The following is a 20,119-nucleotide window of genomic DNA, read 5'->3' as shown; positions in this document are numbered from 1 at the left end:
AAAGATTCGGATACACCATTTTCTTAATGACCTGAATTCGATTACTATTTTCGGCTCAGGTTAATATTCCTTTTTATTGAGTTGTTGTTCCGGGATGGGGATTTTGGGTAAAGTATCTGCTTTAGGCTTACCATCACGCTCAAATTTTGCCAAAGATGCCTTGAGGTAATCCCGAATATCATACTCGTTCCAATACTGGCATTGTTCGTAACTTGGTCGGTACAGCGACATGAAATTCATAAGGTCATCCCCCTGTAGACCTGTAATCTCGCCAACGTTGTATTTGTTGAATTTTTTATCAACCTCTGTTTCTTTTATTTCGTTCTGTGCGTAATTGTTAAACCTTCTGGCATTTTTTGCGGATCGACTGAAAGTGCCATACAAAGCGCTCAATGGATTGAAAACGTAGGCCAAGGCTTTGGGCTTGCGCGCCCCGTAAGGTGTTTGCTTATCATAATCTTCCAGTATATCTTGAAGCTCTTCTTTCCTTGTCTTTCCGGTAACCGTAACTGTTTCGAGTTCAATCGTGGGGTTTAAACTTACTACAATATTTTTTGGATCGGCAATACGGTAATATTCGGACGAGTAAGCATATTTGGTAACAATAAGTGTATCGCCAACCTTTGCCGGGATGACGAAACCGCCTTCGCTGTTCGAAATAGCCTTCTCTAAGGTGCGTCTATTGGTGATTGTAGCCTCAGCAACCCGCTTCGGGGTGCCTTTCTCCAGAACAACTCCTTCTAATGTCTCCTGTGCTTGTACAACGGAGCCAAAACTAAATAAAAATAGTGTTAAAAAGATGCTATATATGCTTTTAAAGTGTCTTTTACGCTCCATACTTCTCCTCGGTAAACATAACAAATCATTTGCATTAATAGTGCTAAAAAATGTTAAATTAGCGAATAGCTATTCGCTGTTTTTGTTATCCATCCCTTATCCGATCGCATTGACCAATAATCATATTTGTCAATTTACGGGCCGTAAACACCGATATCATTAGTCGGTGTTCGCAAATGTCAAGCATTTTATCTAAGTTTGCATATGATAAAATCAATGACCGGATTTGGTTTAGGGACCAAAGAAAGTGCCAAAGCGAAATATACGGTAGAAATTAAGTCACTAAACTCAAAATATTTAGAGCTTAATTTAAAATTACCTAAAACTTTCTCTGAAAAAGAGCTTTTCCTCAGAAATGAATGTACAAAGCTTATTGAACGGGGAAAGGTCAACATTACGGTCAATGTCGAGTACGCCGATGCTTCGGCAAGAGCGGCCACGATTGATAGTGGCCTATTGAAAAATTATTACCAGCAACTAAAAACCATTGCTACCGAGCTAGGTGATCCTACAGAAAATATATTCGAATTAGCGCTTAATTTACCCGAAGTCATCAGTTATGCGGAAGATGCCGCAGATGAAGAAGAATGGCAAGATTTATTGAGTACTTTTTATTTGGCATTGGAGAAATTCCAGCAATTCCGATCAGACGAAGGAAAGGTTCTCAAAGAGGATCTCTTCAAAAGAAATCAGACTATTTTGGAACTTTTAGTAAAGGTAGAAAGTCAAGAAATAGCTCGAATCCCGCTTATAAGAGAACGTATTAGTAATTATATGGAAGAAGCGGTAGGTGGTGAAAATGTAGATAAGAATCGATTCGAGCAAGAATTAATTTATTATATCGACAAGCTCGACATTACTGAAGAAAAGGTACGATTGAGAAGTCACTGCGAGTATTTCGCAAAGATTTTAACGGCACAAGATGCAAATGGTAAAAAACTAGGCTTTATTTCACAAGAAATGGGCCGCGAAATAAATACGCTTGGATCGAAGGCCAATAATGCCCAGATTCAGCAAACAGTAGTTCAAATGAAGGAAGAGCTGGAAAAAATTAAGGAGCAATTATTGAATATTTTATAGATAACTTGTCATTATTGAATGGAAGGAAAGTTAATTATCTTTTCTGCACCTTCGGGAGCAGGAAAAACGACAATTGTAAAGTGGTTACTGGAAAAATTTAATGACAAGATTGCCTTTTCGATCTCTGCTAGCACAAGGGAGCCTCGCGAAGGTGAAGTGGATGGAAAGGACTATTACTTCATCACGAAGGAAGAATTTTTACATCGCATTGCAAAAAAGGAATTTGTTGAATTTGAGGAAGTTTACTCCGGCACTTTTTATGGCACTTTACGCGCTGAAATAGAGCGTATTTGGACTGAAGGGAAAGCTGTTATATTTGATATTGACGTAATTGGAGGACTGCATTTAAAGAAAAAGTTTGAAGATAATGCCTTGGCTGTTTTTGTGCAACCTCCCTCCTTGAATGTATTGATCGAAAGACTGAGGGGAAGAGGAACTGATACAGAGGAAAAACTCAAGGAGCGCATCGAAAAGGCCGGTAAAGAACTGGCTTATGCGGAGAAGTTTGATATCATCTTAAAAAATGATGACTTGGACAAAGCGTGTCAGGAAGCCTCTGAACTTGTGCTTGATTTTTTGAAATAAGGCTGTTTAAGGAATGCAAAAAATAGGACTTTTTTTTGGTTCATTTAACCCTATTCATGTTGGCCATTTAATCATTGCGAATTATATGGCCAATTATACCGATCTGACAGAGGTTTGGTTTGTGGTCTCACCGCATAATCCTTTGAAAAAGAAAGATGGTTTGCTCAATATGTACGACCGCTTAGAAATGGTGAACTTGGCGATTGATAAAGCAGACTGTATACGTGCCAGTGATATTGAGTTCCGGCTTCCTCAACCTTCGTATACCATCGATACCTTAATACACCTTCGGGAACGTTATCCAACAAAGGATTTTGTTTTGATTATGGGATCTGATAATCTCGCCACCCTCAAGAAATGGAAGAATTACGAAATCATTTTGCGTGACTTTTTTATTTATGTGTATCCAAGGCCGGGCTATGATGTGACGGAATGGACAAACCATCCCCGAGTTACTTTTACGGAAACCCCTTTGATGGAAATATCTTCCACATTTATCAGAAAAGCGATCAAAGACCATAAAAATGTACAATATTTTCTGCCCGATAAGGTATTGGATTTCATCGATAAGAAGGGTGTTTATTTATAGTTGATTTGTTCGTTTTTGCGACTCATTACCTACTTCCCTTTTAACAATTTAACTAATTCCCCAATTCTTCCAATTCCGCCTTTTCATCAATGGGTACACCAAGGATAAAATCGTCATAATCGGCAGTGTCTTGATCTGAATAAGTGCCATAAGCATTTAAAAGAAATCCTTTTTTACCGTCCTTGGTCTCTATCGCATATAAAACCGACATATCAGCAGGATCACTTTCACCTTCAAACCGATAATTTCGAACGATGGTTAAATCTTGTGGTTGGTAGATAGGCGATTCCTGATGGCCTAAATAAGCGCCTTCTTGTTTAATGACAAATTCCTCACTATATCCTTTAGCGGCCAATTTATTCATAACCTGAGAAAGGGGTGTCATAGAAGCAGATGTACTCATAATTTCTTGATATAATGTTTCCAACTAGGTATATAACAGTGCTTGTTAATAAATAGTTTGCTTATGGCTTAGACGCTTTCTGACCACGGATCGATTTAACACATAGATGAATTGTTTATATTAAAGGAACGTTTTTTTTGTCACTTTTTTCCGCAAAAAGTAACCAAAAACTCATCACTTGGAACTTTGCTATAAAAGGTAGTGCCTCAACGTGCAAACCGCAAATTTCCTAGGTGATATTTTAGCGGAACGTAGGGCTTTTACTTTTAACCGGACGTATTATTTCTTCAGCCCTAAATATAGCCCTGTGCGCTGGAAGAACGGCCTTGGAGGATACCGATGCAACGAGCAGCAAAGCATTTGCACCTCTGTTCATGTTGCACTATCCAAGCGGATTGAGGAAGTGAAACGGCTCCAATACGCGCCAGTGATGCTTTGCAATCAGGTGCAAGGTAGCCTACACCGCCTTGATTTATTCACGCTTGTTTATTTTTAAAGGTGTTCATGAACTCATCACTACGTTCTTCGGTTTGCTCAACTTTTATCAAGAAAAGTTGATTAAAATAATAGTTTTATTTTTAACTAAAAACCGACCAAGGGAGCTCCCAAAGCAATCCCACTTATCTATAGGTATTATTCCCGATAGTCATATAGAAGAATTATTTAGAATTGGAAATTATTCATCGTCTACGTAACTTGCGGACAAACACACAGACCTAGCAGCAATTTATTCTATACCAGATGGCTACTAAACTTTTCTTCTTCATTTCATGCTGTTTATTGGCTCTCCCCGGAATGGCACAAAAAAGTAAAAAACAGCCTAAACCACAGGTTCTTGTGTATGGCCATGGAGCGGATGCTTTTTCCGCAGCAATGCAGTCTGCACAATCAGGGGTTGAAACCTATTGGATTGTGGATTCGACCAATATCGGGGGCTCACTTATACAAGGGGGGATAAAAAGCATTTCATCAAATCATCTGCTAGACGTCGGAACATGGGCTTTTTTCTTAAAAGGGATAGCCAATGTTAAAGAAATTTCCGATTCAGCACTGCTCGCGGCCAAAAGAAGTATCGCACCAAGAATTGCGCAAAATGTTTTCGAAAATAGTGTTGACACGATCAAGCGATTATCTTATAAAAAGAATCTCACCGTTACCCAAATCCAAAAATCCGGTAAAGGATGGCAAGTAGCATTTAGCAATGGAGAAAAAATAAAAGTTAAAGCGGTAGTAGATGCCAGCCAGAATGTAGCCTTGCTAAATCTAATGAAAGAAAAGGAGATTAAATTTCAGGAGCATTTGCTTAAGGAGTCAGCTAAAAAAATCGACTATGATTCTTCTTTGTACAGAACCGGTATTGCTGTGGGGCAAGTGGGCGAAAAGATTTTCAATATACCGCTAAAAAATATACAGCCCGATAGTACGCTAAGAAATTACTTTGTCACAAGAACGAAAGATGAATTATTTTCATCGGATATACCCGAACACATACCCTTATTGATGTTACGTGCACAGGCCTGCGGTGCTGCCGCCGCCTATTGCGCATTTTTTAACACCACGTCTGATGCGATTAACGTCAGAACGTTACAAGGTGAACTTTTGGCGTTTAAAAGCTTCATGATACCTTTTCAGGATATCGGTTTATCCGACATTCATTATTCGCAAATCCAGCGTGTAGGGGCTACGGGGGTATTGCAAGGTATTTATAAAAACAACGGAAAAATGTTTTTATTTGCTGCCGATAGCCTGGTATCCTCGAAGGAGATTGAGCCGGTCATGAAACAACTCTATACCAGAAGTCAAATATGGTTTAAAGACAAAAATATAGCAACATTCACCTTGAACGATTTACTCGATTTAATAAAGTATGTTGCAACGAGGGGGGAAGAGTTAAATACGGAAGTTGAAAAAGGATGGTCAAAACGCTTTAAATTCAAAGGCACTTATGACCTAACGCGAAAATTAACCCGAAGAGAATTTGCGGTCTTGGTTGACTCTTATTTACAGCCCTTTCATGTACGTGTCAATTTAAAAGGGGAATTACAATATTAAAACGGGGCTTATCTAGTTGTTAGATAAACCCCGTTAAATATCATCTATTTCTTATTAGAATTTCCAGCGCACAAAGGCTTCAATAGCTTCATAATCGGCCAATCCTAATTCGTCATATTTTCTTGCAGTCTCACGTGTTCTATCTTCCGCACGTACCCAAAACTCGCGGGCATCGTCTCCAGGAAATACCGGAAGATCTTTTTGAGATTGATGCTTGAAAATAGCATGTCGTTTTCTAATCACTTCTTGCGGTGACAAAGGAACAGCCATTTCGATTTCATAAATCTCAAATTCGTGCCATGCCCCTCTATATAACCACAACCAGCAATCTTTTGTCCACTCCTCTGTTTTACTTAATCGCTTCAAGGCCTCCAAAATAATGTCAAAACAAACTTTATGGGTTCCATGTGGATCCGCAAAATCACCCGCAGCAAACACCTGATGTGGCTTAATTTCTTGTAGCAACTCCATGGTCTTTACAATATCATCTTCATAGGAAACAGCCTTTGAAAATTTACTTCGATCATAGAATGGTAAATCCTGAAAATGGATGTTTTCATCCGGCAAGCCTGCAAATCTAGCACCTGCGATCGCCTCCCCTTTGCGAATTAGGCCTTTAATAGTTCGGATTTCATCCGTATCAATTTGATTCGGTTTCTTCCCGGCTATAAATTTCCGTGTTTCGTTGTAAAGTGTTTCTAACTTTTCGGTTCCAAGATGCAACGACTTCGTAAAGTCAGTAGCAAACTCGATGTACCTTAAGACATCATCATCCCAAACGGCGGTATTACCCGAAGTTTGATAAGCGACATGCACGTTATGTCCTTGATCAGCCAATCGAATAAACGTACCTCCCATCGAAATTACATCATCATCGGGATGCGGTGAAAAGATAATCGCATTTTTCCTTGCAGGTACGGCCCGTTCCGGGCGCTGGCTGTCATCCGCATTGGGTTTACCCCCCGGCCAACCGGTAATAGTATGTTGAAGCTGATTAAAAATATCTATGTTGATGTTATACACCGGCCCTTTTTCTGTGGCCAATTGCGCCATACCATGATTATTATAATCTTCTTCAGTTAATTTGAGAATTGGTTTTGTAAGGGTTTGCGCTAACCAAATGACGGCTTTTTTAATGGTTTTAGAATTCCAAACGCAATCTTTTACCAACCAGGGTGTGTTGAAACGGGTCAAATCACTTGCAGCACCCTCGTCAAGAACAAACTCAACATTATCAGAAAGTTGAAGAAAGGTTGCCGGTACATCCGAAGACATTTCCCCTTCCACCGCCTTCTTAACGATTTCGGCTTTAACGGGACTCCAAGCCATTAAAATGATTTCACGGGCTTTAAAGATTGTACCGATACCCATGGTGATCGCTTTGGTTGGCACATTTTCCTTTCCTCCAAAGTCGCGAGAAGCATCTCGGCGCGTAAGGTCGTCCAGGGTAACCAAACGTGTACCCGAGTTCGGAGCGGAACCAGGCTCATTGAAACCGATGTGACCGGTTCTACCAATTCCTAAGAGTTGGAAATCCAAACCGCCAAGTTCACTGATCTTACGTTCATATTCCATACAGTAAGTGGGTATGTCCGCTTGATCAAGCGTTCCATCAGGGATGTTAATATTTTCCTGCTTAATATCAATATGATCAAATAAGTTTTTGTTCATAAAGGTAACGTAACTCTGGGCAGAGTCAGGTTGCATAGGATAATACTCATCCAAATTAAAAGTAGTAACGTTTTGAAAGCTAAGTCCTTCTTCGCGGTGAAGTCTTACCAGCTCTGCATAAACTTGAACAGGAGTTGCACCTGTAGCGAGACCGAGTACGGCCTGCTCACCTTTTTTTTGCTTTTCTTTAATGAGGGTTGCAATACGAGCAGCAACAGCTAATGAGGCTGCCTTCGAATTTTTGTAAACGGTTACGGGGAGTTTCTCGAAACGCGTTTCTTCCAATAGATTTAATCTAGCCATTTTTGAGGATAGTTTCATTTAAGGTGAGACGCAAAAATAACGAAATATTATATACCTCATAATAAATTCACTAGCTTTTTGGCGGATGTTGACCATTTTGTGCAAAGCAATCGAGTGCGCAAAATATCAACACTTTTGAAATCGATCGTCTACTTCGCAATTCGTCTTATGATAGGTTGCTCAATTCCTTTACAAATTGACCAATCGAAGCTGCCGGATCATTGGTTTTCATGAAATTTTCGCCGATTAAAAAGGCCTGAAACCCCTCCTCTTTCAATTGCTTAATAATAAGGGGGTCACTTATACCACTTTCCGATACTTTAATGAAGGATGCAGGAATACGGTTCACTAATGCTAAAGAATGATCGATTGATACCGTAAAGTCTTTCAAATTCCTATTGTTTACACCTATAGCGTCTACAGAAGCGAACGAATTCGCTTCCAGTTCTGACTCATTATGGACTTCCAGAAGCACATTCAAACCGAGCTGCTTGGCATATTGTGCCAGCGATTCCACTTCTTGCGAATTTAAAACAGCCGCAATTAACAAGATGATATCCGCACCATATGCTTTGGCCTCAGCTATCTGATATTCATCAATTACGAAATCCTTTCGTAGCAAAGGTACATTTACAGCTTCACGGGCCCTTTTTAAATCCTGTAAACTACCTTTGAAGAAGTCGTGATCTGTTAAAACTGAAATGGCGGAGGCTCCTGCTTCAGCATATCCTCTCGTAACCTCTTCAACTGTAGCCAGCTCATTGATTATACCTTTGGATGGAGAGGCTCTTTTGTACTCCGCAATAATTCCTGTTCTATTTGGATCGAGCACGAATTCTTTGAGATTATAACAGCTACGATCGAAAAGCGGCAGTCGCCTCAAGTCATCAATCGACATGTGCTGTTTCGCTAGCGTAAGTTCTTCCTTTTTTCTACTGATAATCTTATCTAATATATTCATAAGGGCATCGATTAATTATTCAACCAGTTAGCGATCATTTGTTTTCCGTATTCACTCAATACCGACTCCGGATGAAACTGGAGGCCCTTTACATCATAATTGCGATGCGATAAAGCCATGATTACCCCTTCATCGTCCATAGCGGTTATTTCAAGCTCATCTGGAAATTGTTCATGTGCAACCGCCCAAGAATGATATCGGCCAATATTAAAGCGTTCGGGCAAGCCATGAAATAAAGATTCCGTTGGTTTTAAAATCTTAAGAGGTGTTGCGGTACCATGGACCGGTTTTTTAAGATTGAATAACTTCCCTCCATATACCTCCGCTATCGCTTGCTGTCCTAAGCAAATACCGAGAATACTTTTAGAAGGACCGTAGGTTCGGATAACATCCATGAGAAGCCCTGCCTCTTCCGGGATTCCCGGTCCGGGCGAAAGCAAGATCTTATCATACGCTGCAACCTCTTCAATATCGAATTTATCATTTCTAATGACTGTGCAATCCATGCCACATTCTTGTAGCAGATGCACTAAATTGAAGGTAAAAGAGTCGTAATTGTCTACCACCAGAATCTTTGGTACAGTAGCAAGTTTTTTTTGCGCCATTGTTATTTTATCAGCATTTTAGCTGCCGGCTATCCGCCGTCAGTTTGTTTATTTGTTCATTTTTTTCCGTTTTAAGCTGCCAGCAAATTGACGGCCTAAAGTTCTTCGGCTAATGTTAACGCTTTTCTCAAAGCTGCTATTTTATTATTGACCTCGTTTAATTCGCCTTCCGCAGAGGAGTCTGCTACTACACCGCCTCCTGCTTGGTAATGCAGTCTATTATTTTTACTGAGAAAAGTTCGGATCATAATGGCATGGTTAAAATCCCCATTGAAGTCCATAAAGCCGATGGCACCACTATAAAATCCGCGTTGTTGTTTCTCGTAACGATCGATCAATTGCATCGCCATATGCTTCGGTGCACCACTCAGTGTACCCGCAGGAAATGTGTCCCCCACAACATCAAAAGGATTAGCACCTTCTTGCAAGGTTCCACTTACCTTCGAAACGAGATGAATGACATGCGAATAGAACTGGGCCTCTTTGAAGGATTTAACTTCTACATCGATGCAATGCCTACTCAAATCATTACGTGCTAAGTCAACCAACATCACATGTTCTGCGCTTTCCTTTGGATCATTTTTCAATGCCTCCGCAACCCGAAGGTCTTCCACTGTATTTCCCGTTCTCCTAAACGTACCCGCAATTGGATAGATAGAAGCTTCCTTACCCTTAATTGTCAATTGCGCCTCCGGTGAAGAGCCAAATAATTTAAAATTGCCATAGTCAAAATAAAACAAGTATGGAGAAGGGTTCACCGAGCGCAAGCTTCTGTAAACGTTAAATTCGTCCCCTAAAAATGCTCGACTAAAGGCCCGTGAAGGTACAATCTGAAAAACATCTCCTCTGAAAATATGTTCTTTGGTTTTCTCTACCAATGCTTTGTACTCTTCATCTGTTTTATTGGAACTTTCCTCTCCATTGAGTTCGAATTTGTATTCAGGAAAATTTTTATTTTGAATAAGGTATTGGATTTTACGCAAACCATCTTCTTCAGGCTCTCCGAAATAATGTTCAAACATATAGAGCTCATTCCGGAAATGATCGATTGCAATCACATAACGATAGACATGGTATTGCAGGAAAGGAATTTTTCTAACTTCGTCAACCGGTGTTTTTAGTGTGATATCTTCAAAATGCGCAACCGTATCAAAGGTAAAGTACCCAAATAATCCATTGGTTATAAACTTAAAATCGTCGAGTTTATCCGCTGTAAATGATCGACAAAACTTAGAGACTTCTTCTCTTAGATTAATACTATCCGCTGCTTGGCTGCTTTTTTGACCGTCGGGAAACCACATTTCCAGCTGTTTCTCATTCAGTTCTATACCCGCTATCGGACTGCAGCAAACATAACTCATGCTATTTTCCCGACTGTGATAATCGGAGCTTTCCAGTAACAGACTATTTGGAAAAACATCCCGTAATCGTAAATATATACTTACCGGTGTAGTCGTATCTGCTAATAACTTTTTAAATCTCGTTTTTAATTGATATGTCTCCATTCGTTCATTGTTAACATTACTTTCATCATCATTAAGCACAAAAAAACCCGACGTATATGCGTCGGGTTATAAGTTTTCGGCTTTGGTTGATCAATCTATGCCATTATACATGCTCCCGGCGCTGTTCTTTAACAGGCCACCACCAGTTGCGTATAGTAATATCGATTGTCATTGTGAAGCAAACCTACTATAAAATTTTAATATTTCAAATTTTTTTGACTAAAGTTAACACAAAAGGGGTCAAGCCTTTAGAATCCCCAAAAAGTTATGAACCCTTTTCCTACTGCCATCATAATTGCCGCCAATATCACAACCAAGGCAATGGTATAAAATACCGCAATCGATTTATGTTTAGCAGCAGCATCCACTGCTTTTTTAGACTTAGAATGGCCAACGGTAATTAATATAATTGCCAATACCATCATACTGATATGCTCCACCGTCCAATAACGTAAATTTGCGGTCTTCATGACTGTTCCCATATCGCTAAACGTAACCATAGAGCTCATTGCATACAGTGCTAAACCTACTAACAGCTGAATGTGAGCTGAAATCAAGGTGAATAAATTCAATTTACGATTTCCTTCTGTATAGGCTTTTCTTCCAGTCAGACCGCTTATCGCTGAGATGATTGCCAATATTAACAATAGAAGAACCACATACCGCAGCCCTGAATGCAAATGTTTAAGTCCAGTATACATGTTGTCTAGTTTTTTATCTTAGGCAAAAATACATCTTTTTATTGCATTTCCCCGCCACCTTGGAAATCCTCGGTATTTTCCTCTCTTCTACGCTCGCGATCCTGATTGGGATTCCGCTTACCAAATCGATAAGAGAGCGTTAACATCGCCCGCGGTCCCTTCATGAAATTACGTTGGAACTCGCTATAAAACTGTGCGGTATTACGTGTTCCGCCAAAGCGGGCTTTATTGAAAATATTCTGAACATTGAACATAATACTTCCCTTATCTTCCCATATAGACCATTTTAGTCCAGCATCTGCAAAAAACATATCAGTAGACTTTCCCTGCGCCATTACACGAGGGGCCATATAGTTTCCTCGAAGTTGCGCGGTCAGTCCTTTTGCAATCCTGCCGTTGGCCGTAAGGTTAGCATCCCAGTTGAAACCGCTATTTGCATCAACGCCATATTCTTCACTGCCGCTAAATGATTGGTAATTTCCATTGAAGTTGGCCATCAAATCAAAATTTTGATTCAACGTAAGCTGCGAAATAAGTTCGACTCCCGTTGCCCGATTTTGGCTGATATTGCGGAAAGTTGAATAGGTAACATTCGTACCTGCGGCTGCCGAATCAACTATCATTTCAACCACGTCATTGGTAATTCGATGGTATACAGAAGATGTTAGATTCATCTTTCCCACTTTCGTGCTATAGGCTAATTCTAAAGAGTGAATATCTTCCGGTTTAAGATTCGGATTTCCTTGTCTATAATTTACTGGATCAGAAATATCCAAGAAAGGATTTACCTGCCAGCCCCGAGGCCGATTGACACGACGTGTGTAACTTAGCTGCAAGGATGAACCTTCTGATAGTTCTCGGGTTAGATAGATGCTTGGATAAACTCGAAAATAATCGAGGCGCCCTTTTGTTGACCGATCTTCTGGAGCAAGGTTTGGATCATAGGAAAGATACTCTGTATTCAAATAAGCCTGCTCGGCACGTAAGCCCACCTGATAGCCAAATTTATCCCCCAGTTTATTCTGGTAGTTCGCATACAGTGCGTGGACAATATCATCCATGTTAAAATCGTTGGTGAGGTTATAATCCCGCTCGTATTGCCCGCTAGATGGAGAAAATGCATCGGATAGTTGCTGCTCATCACTATAACGCAACGTTGTTCTATATCCTGTCTCAAGCTTTTGCTCTTTGCTAAAAGGAAGGACATAATCCATCTGTATATTAACATTTTTACCATCTTCATAGGTGTCGTTAATTCGACCCGGGTCAATCACAATAGAGGGGTCTGTTGCGGTTTGCTCGAAGGTTTGGATACCATCTTCCTTGCTTCGCCCGTATGATACATTTGCGGTCAATTCCTCACCTTCCCGTTTAAATTCCCTTTTGAAATCGAAATTGAACTCATAACCTGTATCATCCTCATCTTGCCTGGTATAACGTGGGCTCGTACCGATTATAGCTCCTGTTGCATCGTAATAGGTGTAAAAAAGATCTTCTCGCCGAATATTATCACGTAAATTAAGGTTAGCCGATAATCCTAACGTTGTTTTCTCTGTAGCAAAAAAATCAGCTCCTAATCGAACCGTATGGCTATTCCCTTTCCGTTGGTTTTCACTGGTATTGTACACCCGGCTGCCATCGTTATACAGGTTATTATTAAAACCATCCCCGGGATTGTTTCTCTTTCGGAAATTGTAGCCACCAAAATAGTTAAACTTCGTATCCCTGTAATTGAGATCGATCCCGGCATTATAATTATTATATGAACCACCTCCAGCGCGGACCATCCCATTAAATCCAGTACGAATATTTTTCTTCAAGATGATATTAACGATCCCTCCCTGACCCTCCGGATCATACTTAGACGAAGGATTGGTCATCACTTCGATTCGCTGTATCGAATTGGCAGGTAATGATTCCAATAAGCTATTAATGTTACTTCCAGCCAAAGCAGATTGCTTTCCATCAATTAAAATCTTCACATTAGTAGACCCTCTCAGTCCCACATTTCCATCCATATCTACCGATAGAGACGGCACATTGGCTAATAATTCGGATGCGCTTCCTCCAGCGCTCACGATACTTTGTTCGGGATTAAAAATCTTTCGATCAACCCCCATTTGCATGGCAGGTGGCGTCCCCTCAATTACGACTTCATTTAACATTGTGCTGGCCGAAGGACTTAGCCTCAAGTTGCCCAATGCCAGTGTCTGTCCACTGTTTATACGTAGTGATCGCTTTTCATAAGCATCGTAGCCAACAAAGCTGGCCCGCAAGAGATAAGTCCCCGCCGGTATACCGGAAAAAACAAACCTACCGTTATCATCTGTTTGTCCTCCCTTTACTACTTGGTTCGTCTGTTGGTTCATGAGGGTCACGCTGGCAAAGTCTATAGGTCGGCTGTTTACGGAATCAACAACAACACCGCTTATCTTTGCATGGTCTTGCGCGTGCAAAAGGAAAGGTCCTAGGCATAAGGTTAAGAATAATGTAATATTTCTTACCGCTTGTAACTTCATTATACGAATCTGTTAAGTTTTAGTTTTATCTGACGCCGTCAAAATTAACATTATCAATTAGTGTTGGACTCCTTTTTTGACAATAAGATTAACCCGTAACACCATTATTACAGTATCTTCGCGGCATGTCATTAAACCATATACCACAGGAAAGGCTGAGCTATGACTCGTATATCGCTTTGGTAGAACAGCTCGTAGAAGAGCAGAAAACCACGGGTCCTGATCAATCCGCATTGCTAGCAAATTTTACAGCTTTAAACAGCGTAAGGATGCAACGTATCACGAAGACCATCCCTCTAAAGGAATCCTTGTTCGCGAAAATTTCGCAGCTGAAACGACAATACATTTTTATTGTAATTACCGAAGCTTGGTGCGGCGATGCTGCGCAAATATTACCGGTTATCGCCAAAATGGCAGAAGCAAATCCGCATCAAATTGATTTATTCATCGTTCTCCGCGACAATAATTTGGATTACATGGATCGCTATTTAACAAATGGCTCCCGCGGGATTCCGAAGTTGATCGTTTATGACGTGGTCGAAAACAAAGAAATATTAAATTGGGGGCCCCGGCCAAAAGAGCTACAGGACTATATAGAGTCACTAAAAGCTTTAGGTTTAAGCAAAGAAGAGTGGATCGAAAAGGTAATGTTATGGTATGCTAAAGATAAGACAAAAACCACGCAGGCTGCGTTAGAAGCGGTAATTGATCAGCTTGAATAAAATCACATTACATCATTCAATGCTTACCGTGAGCCCCTCTTCTTTCAGAATTTTTCTATAAACATCCACTTCCGTATAAGTGCCCTCCAGCACGGCGCATTTCCCTTCGTTATGCACTTTCCATGCAATTCTTTCGGCTTGGCTTTCACTGTAGTCTAAATACTTCATCAAACAATGAATTACATGGTCGAATGTATTGATCTCGTCGTTCCACAAAATCAACCGATGATATTCTTTAGTACCTGCGAGAATTTCTTCCAGTGTAAAAGTCTCTTCCTGTACTTGTGTGTCAGCCATCTTCATCATTCAAAGCGCTATCTAATTTCAATTTTATTCAAGGGAACGCTTACTGATCTCACTATTTCGAGATGGTGCTAATGACTAAGTATGCGTTTTTTTAGAGACCCTCCAGTTAATGATTAAATTAATACCCCGATAAGTTTAGCAAACTTAGATAAAGTTGCTTTTTTTCACAAATGTTTATTTTTTTTACCTGCTAGCTTCCCTTCGTTTCTTTTCCCTGCTTAATCAGCTGTTCCCACATTTCATCCGGAATCGCCTCCATTGCACTGAATTGCCCGGCACCCTGCAACCATTCACCTCCGTCTATGGTAACCACTTCGCCATTTATAAAAAGCGCATAATCAGACAACAAAAAAGCGGCTAAATTGGCCAATTCCTGATGGTCACCGACACGTTTCAAGGGTACGCGGGTTCGAAAATCAAATTTTTCGGCCAAATCACCCGGTAATAAACGTTCCCATGCACCTTTTGTAGGAAAAGGACCAGGAGCAATGGCATTATGTCGAATACCATATTTCCCCCACTCCACTGCTAACGATCGTGTTAATGCCAACACGCCGCCTTTGGCGGCAGCGGAAGGGGCTACGTAGGCTGAGCCAGTGAAGGCATAGGTTGTAACAATATTCAAGACCGATGCCTTTATCTTATTTGCTATCCAGTATTTTCCAAAAGCAAGGGTCATATTAACCGTCCCCTTAAGAACAATATCAATGACAGCTGAAAAAGCGTTGACAGATAGCTTCTCTGTTGGCGATATAAAATTCCCCGCTGCATTGTTTACTAGCGCATCGATTTTACCGAACTTTTCCACGCCCTTGGTTAACAGCTGCTCAATATCTTCGCTTTGGCGAACATCACAGGCAATAGCTAGCACTTGTCCTTTTGTTTTATCAATAATTTCTTTTGCCGTATGATCCAGCACTTCTTGTTTTCTACTTGCAATAATTACATTGGCCCCAAGGGTAGAAAAATAGGTACTCATGGCTTTCCCTAACCCCGTACCACCGCCGGTTACAACAATTGTTTTCCCCTTCAGGGCATCGTCTCGTAGTGCGCCTTGTATTTTTTCCATATCATGCAGACGTTATCTGTTATTTATTCAAACACTTATCTCAGGAATTGTTTTATTTCTTTGTTAGATTCGTGATGATAGTTTTAAGCATACTTCTCGTCGAAGGCTCCCACCATTGCTTCAGTAATTTATCAACCACTTCCGTTGAATCTTGATTGAATTTGTGAATAAGCTCCTTACGCAATTCCTTTTTACTTTGTTGCCAGGTATTCCAATTAAAATTAAGATACCTTTTCATTTGTTTATCTACTTTTGTATGTAGTTGGTTGATGGGTACGAGCTCATCAATTAGGCCTTCTTCCAGGGCGCGTTGTGGTTGTAATAGCTCCCCCGTCAGTAAATAGCGGTAAGCTTTCGCTTTTCCTATCCAAAGACTGTATAGTGCAAAAATACTCTCCGGTACGATAATGCCTACCGGTACCTCATTTAAGCCGATAATAAAGTCTCCTTCAGCCATTATTCGATAATCGCAACAAAGCGCCAATACACAACCTCCCGCCGGGCTGTGCCCACCAATAGCGGCAATGGCAGGCTTGGAAAAGGAAACGAAAGTTTTCACGAGATCTAAAAATTGATACCAAAAAGCCCTTATTTGCTTCTCATCATAGTTGTATAAGCTAATCAAATCAAGGCCGGCACTGAAAAAACCCTCCTTTCCATAAAGTATAATCCCACCGATTCTTTCATCATTCATCACCATATCAAGCACGTCTTTCAATTCTGCAACCATTTCGGCGTGCAACGCATTGGAACTTCCTCTATTCAGCATAATATGCGCAACTTGCTCCCTTACTTCCAACTTTAAATATTCCATGTTCTTTCGCTCTCAGTTATTTGTTATCCGTTATTGGTTATTCGGTGTGAGTAATTGTTGCAACTTTGATAGAAAGGTACTACTCAACGATTCAACTCAAGTACTTAACCACTTCGCTATTCAACTACTCAACAATTCCACAAGATACGTTTTTTCCGGCGATCACGAATAAAAGGAAAAAGCTTTCATAAAGCGGTATAATAATTCACGAAAAAAAATAACTTTGCGGTATTGGTAAAGAATATCCTCAAAATTTAAGAAATGAATATTTTATTGATTGGTTCCGGGGGAAGGGAAAGCGCTTTTGCTTATAAGATTTCTCAAAGCCCGCTAACCTCACAATTATTTATTGCTCCCGGAAATGCCGGAACGGGTGCATATGGTAAAAATGTAGACATAAAAGTTACCGATTTTGCTTCATTAGGCACTTTCGCACTTGAGAACGATATTCAATTAATAGTCGTTGGCCCCGAAGAGCCGCTAGTAAAAGGTATTCATGATTATTTTTTGCAGGATACCCAGTTAAGAAACATCCCTGTGATCGGCCCCACAGCAGCAGGGGCACAATTAGAAGGGAGTAAAGACTTCTCAAAACAGTTCATGGAACGCCATGGGATTCCAACAGCAGCCTCCCGCTCTTTTACAAAAGACACCTTAACGGAAGGATTAGCCTATCTTGAAACAAGACAACTCCCTATTGTTTTAAAAGCAGATGGCTTAGCTGCCGGAAAGGGCGTATTAATCTGCACTGATTTAGTAGAAGCAAAGTCAGAGCTTCAAGCCATGTTGGCGGATGCAAAGTTTGGTGAAGCCAGCCATAAGGTTGTTATAGAAGATTTCTTAAAAGGGATCGAATTATCGGTTTTCATTTTAACCGATGGTAAAGATTATAAGGTATTACCTTCAGCAAAGGATTATAAGCGCATCGGTGAGGGTGACACCGGATTGAACACCGGAGGCATGGGATCCGTTTCGCCGGTACCGTTTGCGGATGACGTTTTTTTAGCTAGAGTTGAAACGGAAATCATTAAGCCTACAATTGAAGGACTAAAGAAGGATAACATTCCTTACAAAGGCTTTATCTTTATCGGCCTAATGAACGACCAAGGAAGTCCGTATGTGGTGGAATACAATGTACGAATGGGCGACCCTGAAACTGAGAGCGTGCTTGTTCGTATAGAAAGTGATTTTGTCGATCTACTTATGGGTGTAGCTGAAGAAAATCTTGCAACGAAATCCTTTATAGTGTCTGAAAAAACCGCTGCTACTGTCATGTTGGTATCAGGTGGCTATCCAGGAAAATATGAAAATGGCAAAACGATCAGTGGATTGGAAAACGTCAAAGAATCTTTGCTCTTCCATGCCGGCACTAACCTGGTTAACGAAGAAGTTAAAACAGCAGGGGGACGTGTTATTGCAGTAACAGCACTCAAAAACAATCTATTGGAAGCCTTACAACAAGCAACCGCCGATGCTGGAAGAATTTATTTCGAGGGCAAGAACTTTAGAAGAGATATCGGTTTTGACCTTATTGACTAAAGGCACCCTTACAAGGGGAGTATCCAAACCTTATTTTACGTAAGGTTTGGACATTTACAAATACTACTTCATATCCTACTCACACTTTGTTCATTTTGTTCATTCGAACCTATACCTTAGACACTTAAGGTAAAATTGACTATTCTTGTAAAGAGGGTCACCAATTATTGACATAAAGCTCTCCACTTGGTTTTCTTATTTTTTGTAAGAACAACCTACCTATAACCTAAAAAGCAAGTTATGAAAATCTTATTTTACCAGTCATGCGCGTTGTTTCTCTTTTTTTCATTTCTATTTTCAAGTTGTGAAAAGCCCGCACCTCAGCTCCCCGGTAAACCGGGGGAAGAGACACTACATACCGTTCGCTTCAATCTTAAGGGCTTTTCAACAAGTATTACACCACTTGCAAATTCCCCCTCATTGAATGTGCCCCGCTTGTCAAATCCGGGAAAGTCCGGCTTAATGTCCGTTATCGGACTAGAGCCCAGCCCTGTAGAACAACATTTGTACTTTTGGTCATTCAACGAAGAGAATTTACTGCCAACCAAAGCAGTCAACAGTTCAGCAGCATCCATCTCCTTTCAAGCAGCGGACACCTCTCCCGGTTTTACGGCAGGTTATGGGCTCAGCCCTTATCCTGCTGGTAGAAGTTTAAGTTTAAAGGGTTTACAATCTTTGATTATTGTCATGCCGCTTAACGGAGTTTCCCAGCTCGCTAAACTTGCTTTCGATGTGGGAAGCTCAGGGACAGGCCCTAAGAATTTTCGGATTTACTATTCAATAGACAGCGGCAACACTTACCTGCCTTTATCAGCCGATAATCAATTTACTAACACAAAAGATAATGCAAGGAACAGTTATGAGTTTGATTTGTCCGAAATGAACACAATTATACAAGCACAGCAGCTGACAATTAAAATCGAGCCTTTTGAAGGAGAACGAGGTGAGGCAAATGATTTCGATCAAAATCGAGGTACTTTTAAACTGGATAATTTCCGTCTTTCGGGAATTTATAATGAAGAGAGACCAGGAGAGCCTATAGAGGACATCAGCAAAATACATTACTTTGTCTTTAATGCAGACGATGATTTGTTGGCACTGCAGGGCAGTACGATCTTTAATGCAGCGGAGGAGGGAGCTGACCTCGCTTTTAAATTACCCACGGGCAACTATTATGCACTTATTACCTCCAACGTCTCTCATGCTGAGCTACTCCTTCCATCAACGCTGACAAAGGCTGCTGATCTATATATTTCTAATCATTTTAGTAACCTGAATGCCTCCATCTTTGGCACGCATGTCCCTCACCTGGAGGTTAACAGCAATACACAACTAGAGGTTACCCTGAAACGGTATTTTAGCCAGGTAAAATTCGAATTTACCGATGAAGAGGATCTTGCACATATTCGGAAGATTAACATTCGCCGAGAACATAATCATTTTGTTTATGTACCGTTCGGCTCCAATCCGCTGTCGCTGGATACGGGAGCAACAAGTATTGAATTTTATCCTCAATTCAATAGTGAGAATAAAAGTTTAAGTTTTAATCAATTCATGGGAGAGTTAATCGATCCGATTGAACTCCGTTATGTTGTTAGTGTTTACGACACCAATGATACACTGCTACGGACATTTACCCTAAGCAGTTCGATAAAAAATAATGTACAATTATTATTTAAAGGCAATCTTTTAGAGGAGGAGGATAAGCAGCAATTTCAGATTGAGTGGAACCAAGCATGGGATGATTCGTTAACGGAAACATTTTGATGTTCTATTGCACAATTAACAGCGCGTACTAAAAGACAGCTTCTTAGGTACGCGTTGTTTGGAATAAAAAAAGGTTCCTTTATTTTAACAC

General features: G+C 40.5%; 18 protein-coding genes. 7 read left to right on the top strand and 11 right to left on the bottom strand.

Annotation, left to right across the window (positions count from 1 at the left end):
* Nucleotides 1-60 precede the first annotated feature (60 nt).
* Entirely contained in the window at nt 61-837 is a 777-nt protein-coding gene (locus RYH73_RS04715; protein WP_335312209.1) for a hypothetical protein, read from the bottom strand.
* 204 nt (nt 838-1,041) lie between these two features.
* On the opposite strand from RYH73_RS04715, the gene RYH73_RS04710 reads away from it, so the two are divergent.
* The 3 genes from RYH73_RS04710 to nadD are packed head-to-tail and all read left to right on the top strand — an operon-like array spanning nt 1,042 to nt 3,091.
* Nucleotides 1,042-1,917: a YicC/YloC family endoribonuclease gene (locus RYH73_RS04710; RefSeq protein WP_335312208.1), complete on the top strand. Its 876-nt coding sequence runs from the start codon at nt 1,042-1,044 to the stop codon at nt 1,915-1,917.
* Nucleotides 1,918-1,935: 18 nt separating this feature from the next.
* Nucleotides 1,936-2,502 carry a guanylate kinase gene (gene gmk / locus RYH73_RS04705; RefSeq protein ID WP_335312207.1) on the top strand — a complete coding sequence of 189 codons (567 nt, stop codon included), beginning with the start codon at nt 1,936-1,938 and terminating at the stop codon, nt 2,500-2,502.
* A gap of 13 nt (nt 2,503-2,515) precedes the next feature.
* Nucleotides 2,516-3,091, top strand: a complete 576-nt coding sequence (nadD, locus tag RYH73_RS04700) for a nicotinate (nicotinamide) nucleotide adenylyltransferase (RefSeq protein ID WP_335312206.1) — start codon at nt 2,516-2,518, stop codon at nt 3,089-3,091.
* Nucleotides 3,092-3,143: 52 nt separating this feature from the next.
* Here nadD and RYH73_RS04695 read toward each other — a convergent pair whose 3' ends face one another.
* A complete protein-coding gene (locus RYH73_RS04695; RefSeq protein WP_335312205.1) occupies nt 3,144-3,494 on the bottom strand; it encodes a hypothetical protein in 351 nt (116 codons plus the stop codon).
* A gap of 741 nt (nt 3,495-4,235) precedes the next feature.
* Between RYH73_RS04695 and RYH73_RS04690 the strand changes: the two genes are divergently transcribed.
* Nucleotides 4,236-5,546, top strand: a complete 1,311-nt coding sequence (locus RYH73_RS04690; protein ID WP_335312203.1) for an FAD-dependent oxidoreductase — start codon at nt 4,236-4,238, stop codon at nt 5,544-5,546.
* 54 nt (nt 5,547-5,600) lie between these two features.
* Here the strand turns inward: RYH73_RS04690 and nagB are convergent, their stop codons facing one another.
* The 6 genes from nagB to RYH73_RS04660 all read right to left on the bottom strand — a co-directional run bounded on the left by nagB (nt 5,601) and on the right by RYH73_RS04660 (nt 13,811).
* Entirely contained in the window at nt 5,601-7,520 is a 1,920-nt protein-coding gene (gene nagB, locus RYH73_RS04685; RefSeq protein WP_335312201.1) for a glucosamine-6-phosphate deaminase, read from the bottom strand.
* A 166-nt stretch (nt 7,521-7,686) separates the two neighbouring features.
* Nucleotides 7,687-8,481, bottom strand: coding sequence for an indole-3-glycerol phosphate synthase TrpC (gene trpC / locus RYH73_RS04680; protein WP_335312200.1), 795 nt, complete (start codon nt 8,479-8,481; stop codon nt 7,687-7,689).
* A gap of 11 nt (nt 8,482-8,492) precedes the next feature.
* Entirely contained in the window at nt 8,493-9,086 is a 594-nt protein-coding gene (locus tag RYH73_RS04675) for an anthranilate synthase component II (protein WP_335312198.1), read from the bottom strand.
* 95 nt (nt 9,087-9,181) lie between these two features.
* Nucleotides 9,182-10,591, bottom strand: coding sequence for an anthranilate synthase component I family protein (locus RYH73_RS04670; RefSeq protein WP_335312196.1), 1,410 nt, complete (start codon nt 10,589-10,591; stop codon nt 9,182-9,184).
* Nucleotides 10,592-10,839: 248 nt separating this feature from the next.
* On the bottom strand, nt 10,840-11,292 hold the full coding sequence (locus RYH73_RS04665; protein ID WP_335312195.1) for a cytochrome B: 453 nt from the start codon (nt 11,290-11,292) through the stop codon (nt 10,840-10,842).
* A 38-nt stretch (nt 11,293-11,330) separates the two neighbouring features.
* Nucleotides 11,331-13,811 carry an outer membrane beta-barrel family protein gene (locus RYH73_RS04660; RefSeq protein ID WP_335312194.1) on the bottom strand — a complete coding sequence of 827 codons (2,481 nt, stop codon included), beginning with the start codon at nt 13,809-13,811 and terminating at the stop codon, nt 11,331-11,333.
* Between the two features lie 125 nt (nt 13,812-13,936).
* Here RYH73_RS04660 and RYH73_RS04655 point away from each other — a divergent pair, with 125 nt between their 5' ends.
* Nucleotides 13,937-14,533, top strand: a complete 597-nt coding sequence (locus RYH73_RS04655) for a thioredoxin family protein (RefSeq protein WP_335312193.1) — start codon at nt 13,937-13,939, stop codon at nt 14,531-14,533.
* 12 nt (nt 14,534-14,545) lie between these two features.
* On the opposite strand, the gene RYH73_RS04650 is transcribed toward RYH73_RS04655, so the two are convergent.
* The 3 genes from RYH73_RS04650 to RYH73_RS04640 form a co-directional block, all read right to left on the bottom strand.
* Nucleotides 14,546-14,836, bottom strand: a complete 291-nt coding sequence (locus RYH73_RS04650; RefSeq protein ID WP_335312597.1) for an ATP-dependent Clp protease adaptor ClpS — start codon at nt 14,834-14,836, stop codon at nt 14,546-14,548.
* Nucleotides 14,837-15,029: 193 nt separating this feature from the next.
* A complete protein-coding gene (locus RYH73_RS04645; RefSeq protein WP_335312191.1) occupies nt 15,030-15,908 on the bottom strand; it encodes an SDR family oxidoreductase in 879 nt (292 codons plus the stop codon).
* A gap of 52 nt (nt 15,909-15,960) precedes the next feature.
* Nucleotides 15,961-16,722 (bottom strand): enoyl-CoA hydratase-related protein, encoded by a 762-nt coding sequence (locus tag RYH73_RS04640; RefSeq protein ID WP_335312189.1) that lies wholly within the window; start codon nt 16,720-16,722, stop codon nt 15,961-15,963.
* 261 nt (nt 16,723-16,983) lie between these two features.
* Here RYH73_RS04640 and purD point away from each other — a divergent pair, with 261 nt between their 5' ends.
* On the top strand, nt 16,984-18,261 hold the full coding sequence (purD, locus tag RYH73_RS04635; RefSeq protein WP_335312187.1) for a phosphoribosylamine--glycine ligase: 1,278 nt from the start codon (nt 16,984-16,986) through the stop codon (nt 18,259-18,261).
* A 240-nt stretch (nt 18,262-18,501) separates the two neighbouring features.
* On the top strand, nt 18,502-20,028 hold the full coding sequence (locus tag RYH73_RS04630) for a hypothetical protein (protein ID WP_335312185.1): 1,527 nt from the start codon (nt 18,502-18,504) through the stop codon (nt 20,026-20,028).
* Nucleotides 20,029-20,119 lie beyond the last annotated feature (91 nt).

It is taken from the genome of Olivibacter sp. CPCC 100613, from assembly GCF_036959255.1.
GTDB lineage: Bacteria > Bacteroidota > Bacteroidia > Sphingobacteriales > Sphingobacteriaceae > Olivibacter.
This window is presented reverse-complemented; position numbering and strand designations above follow the sequence as displayed.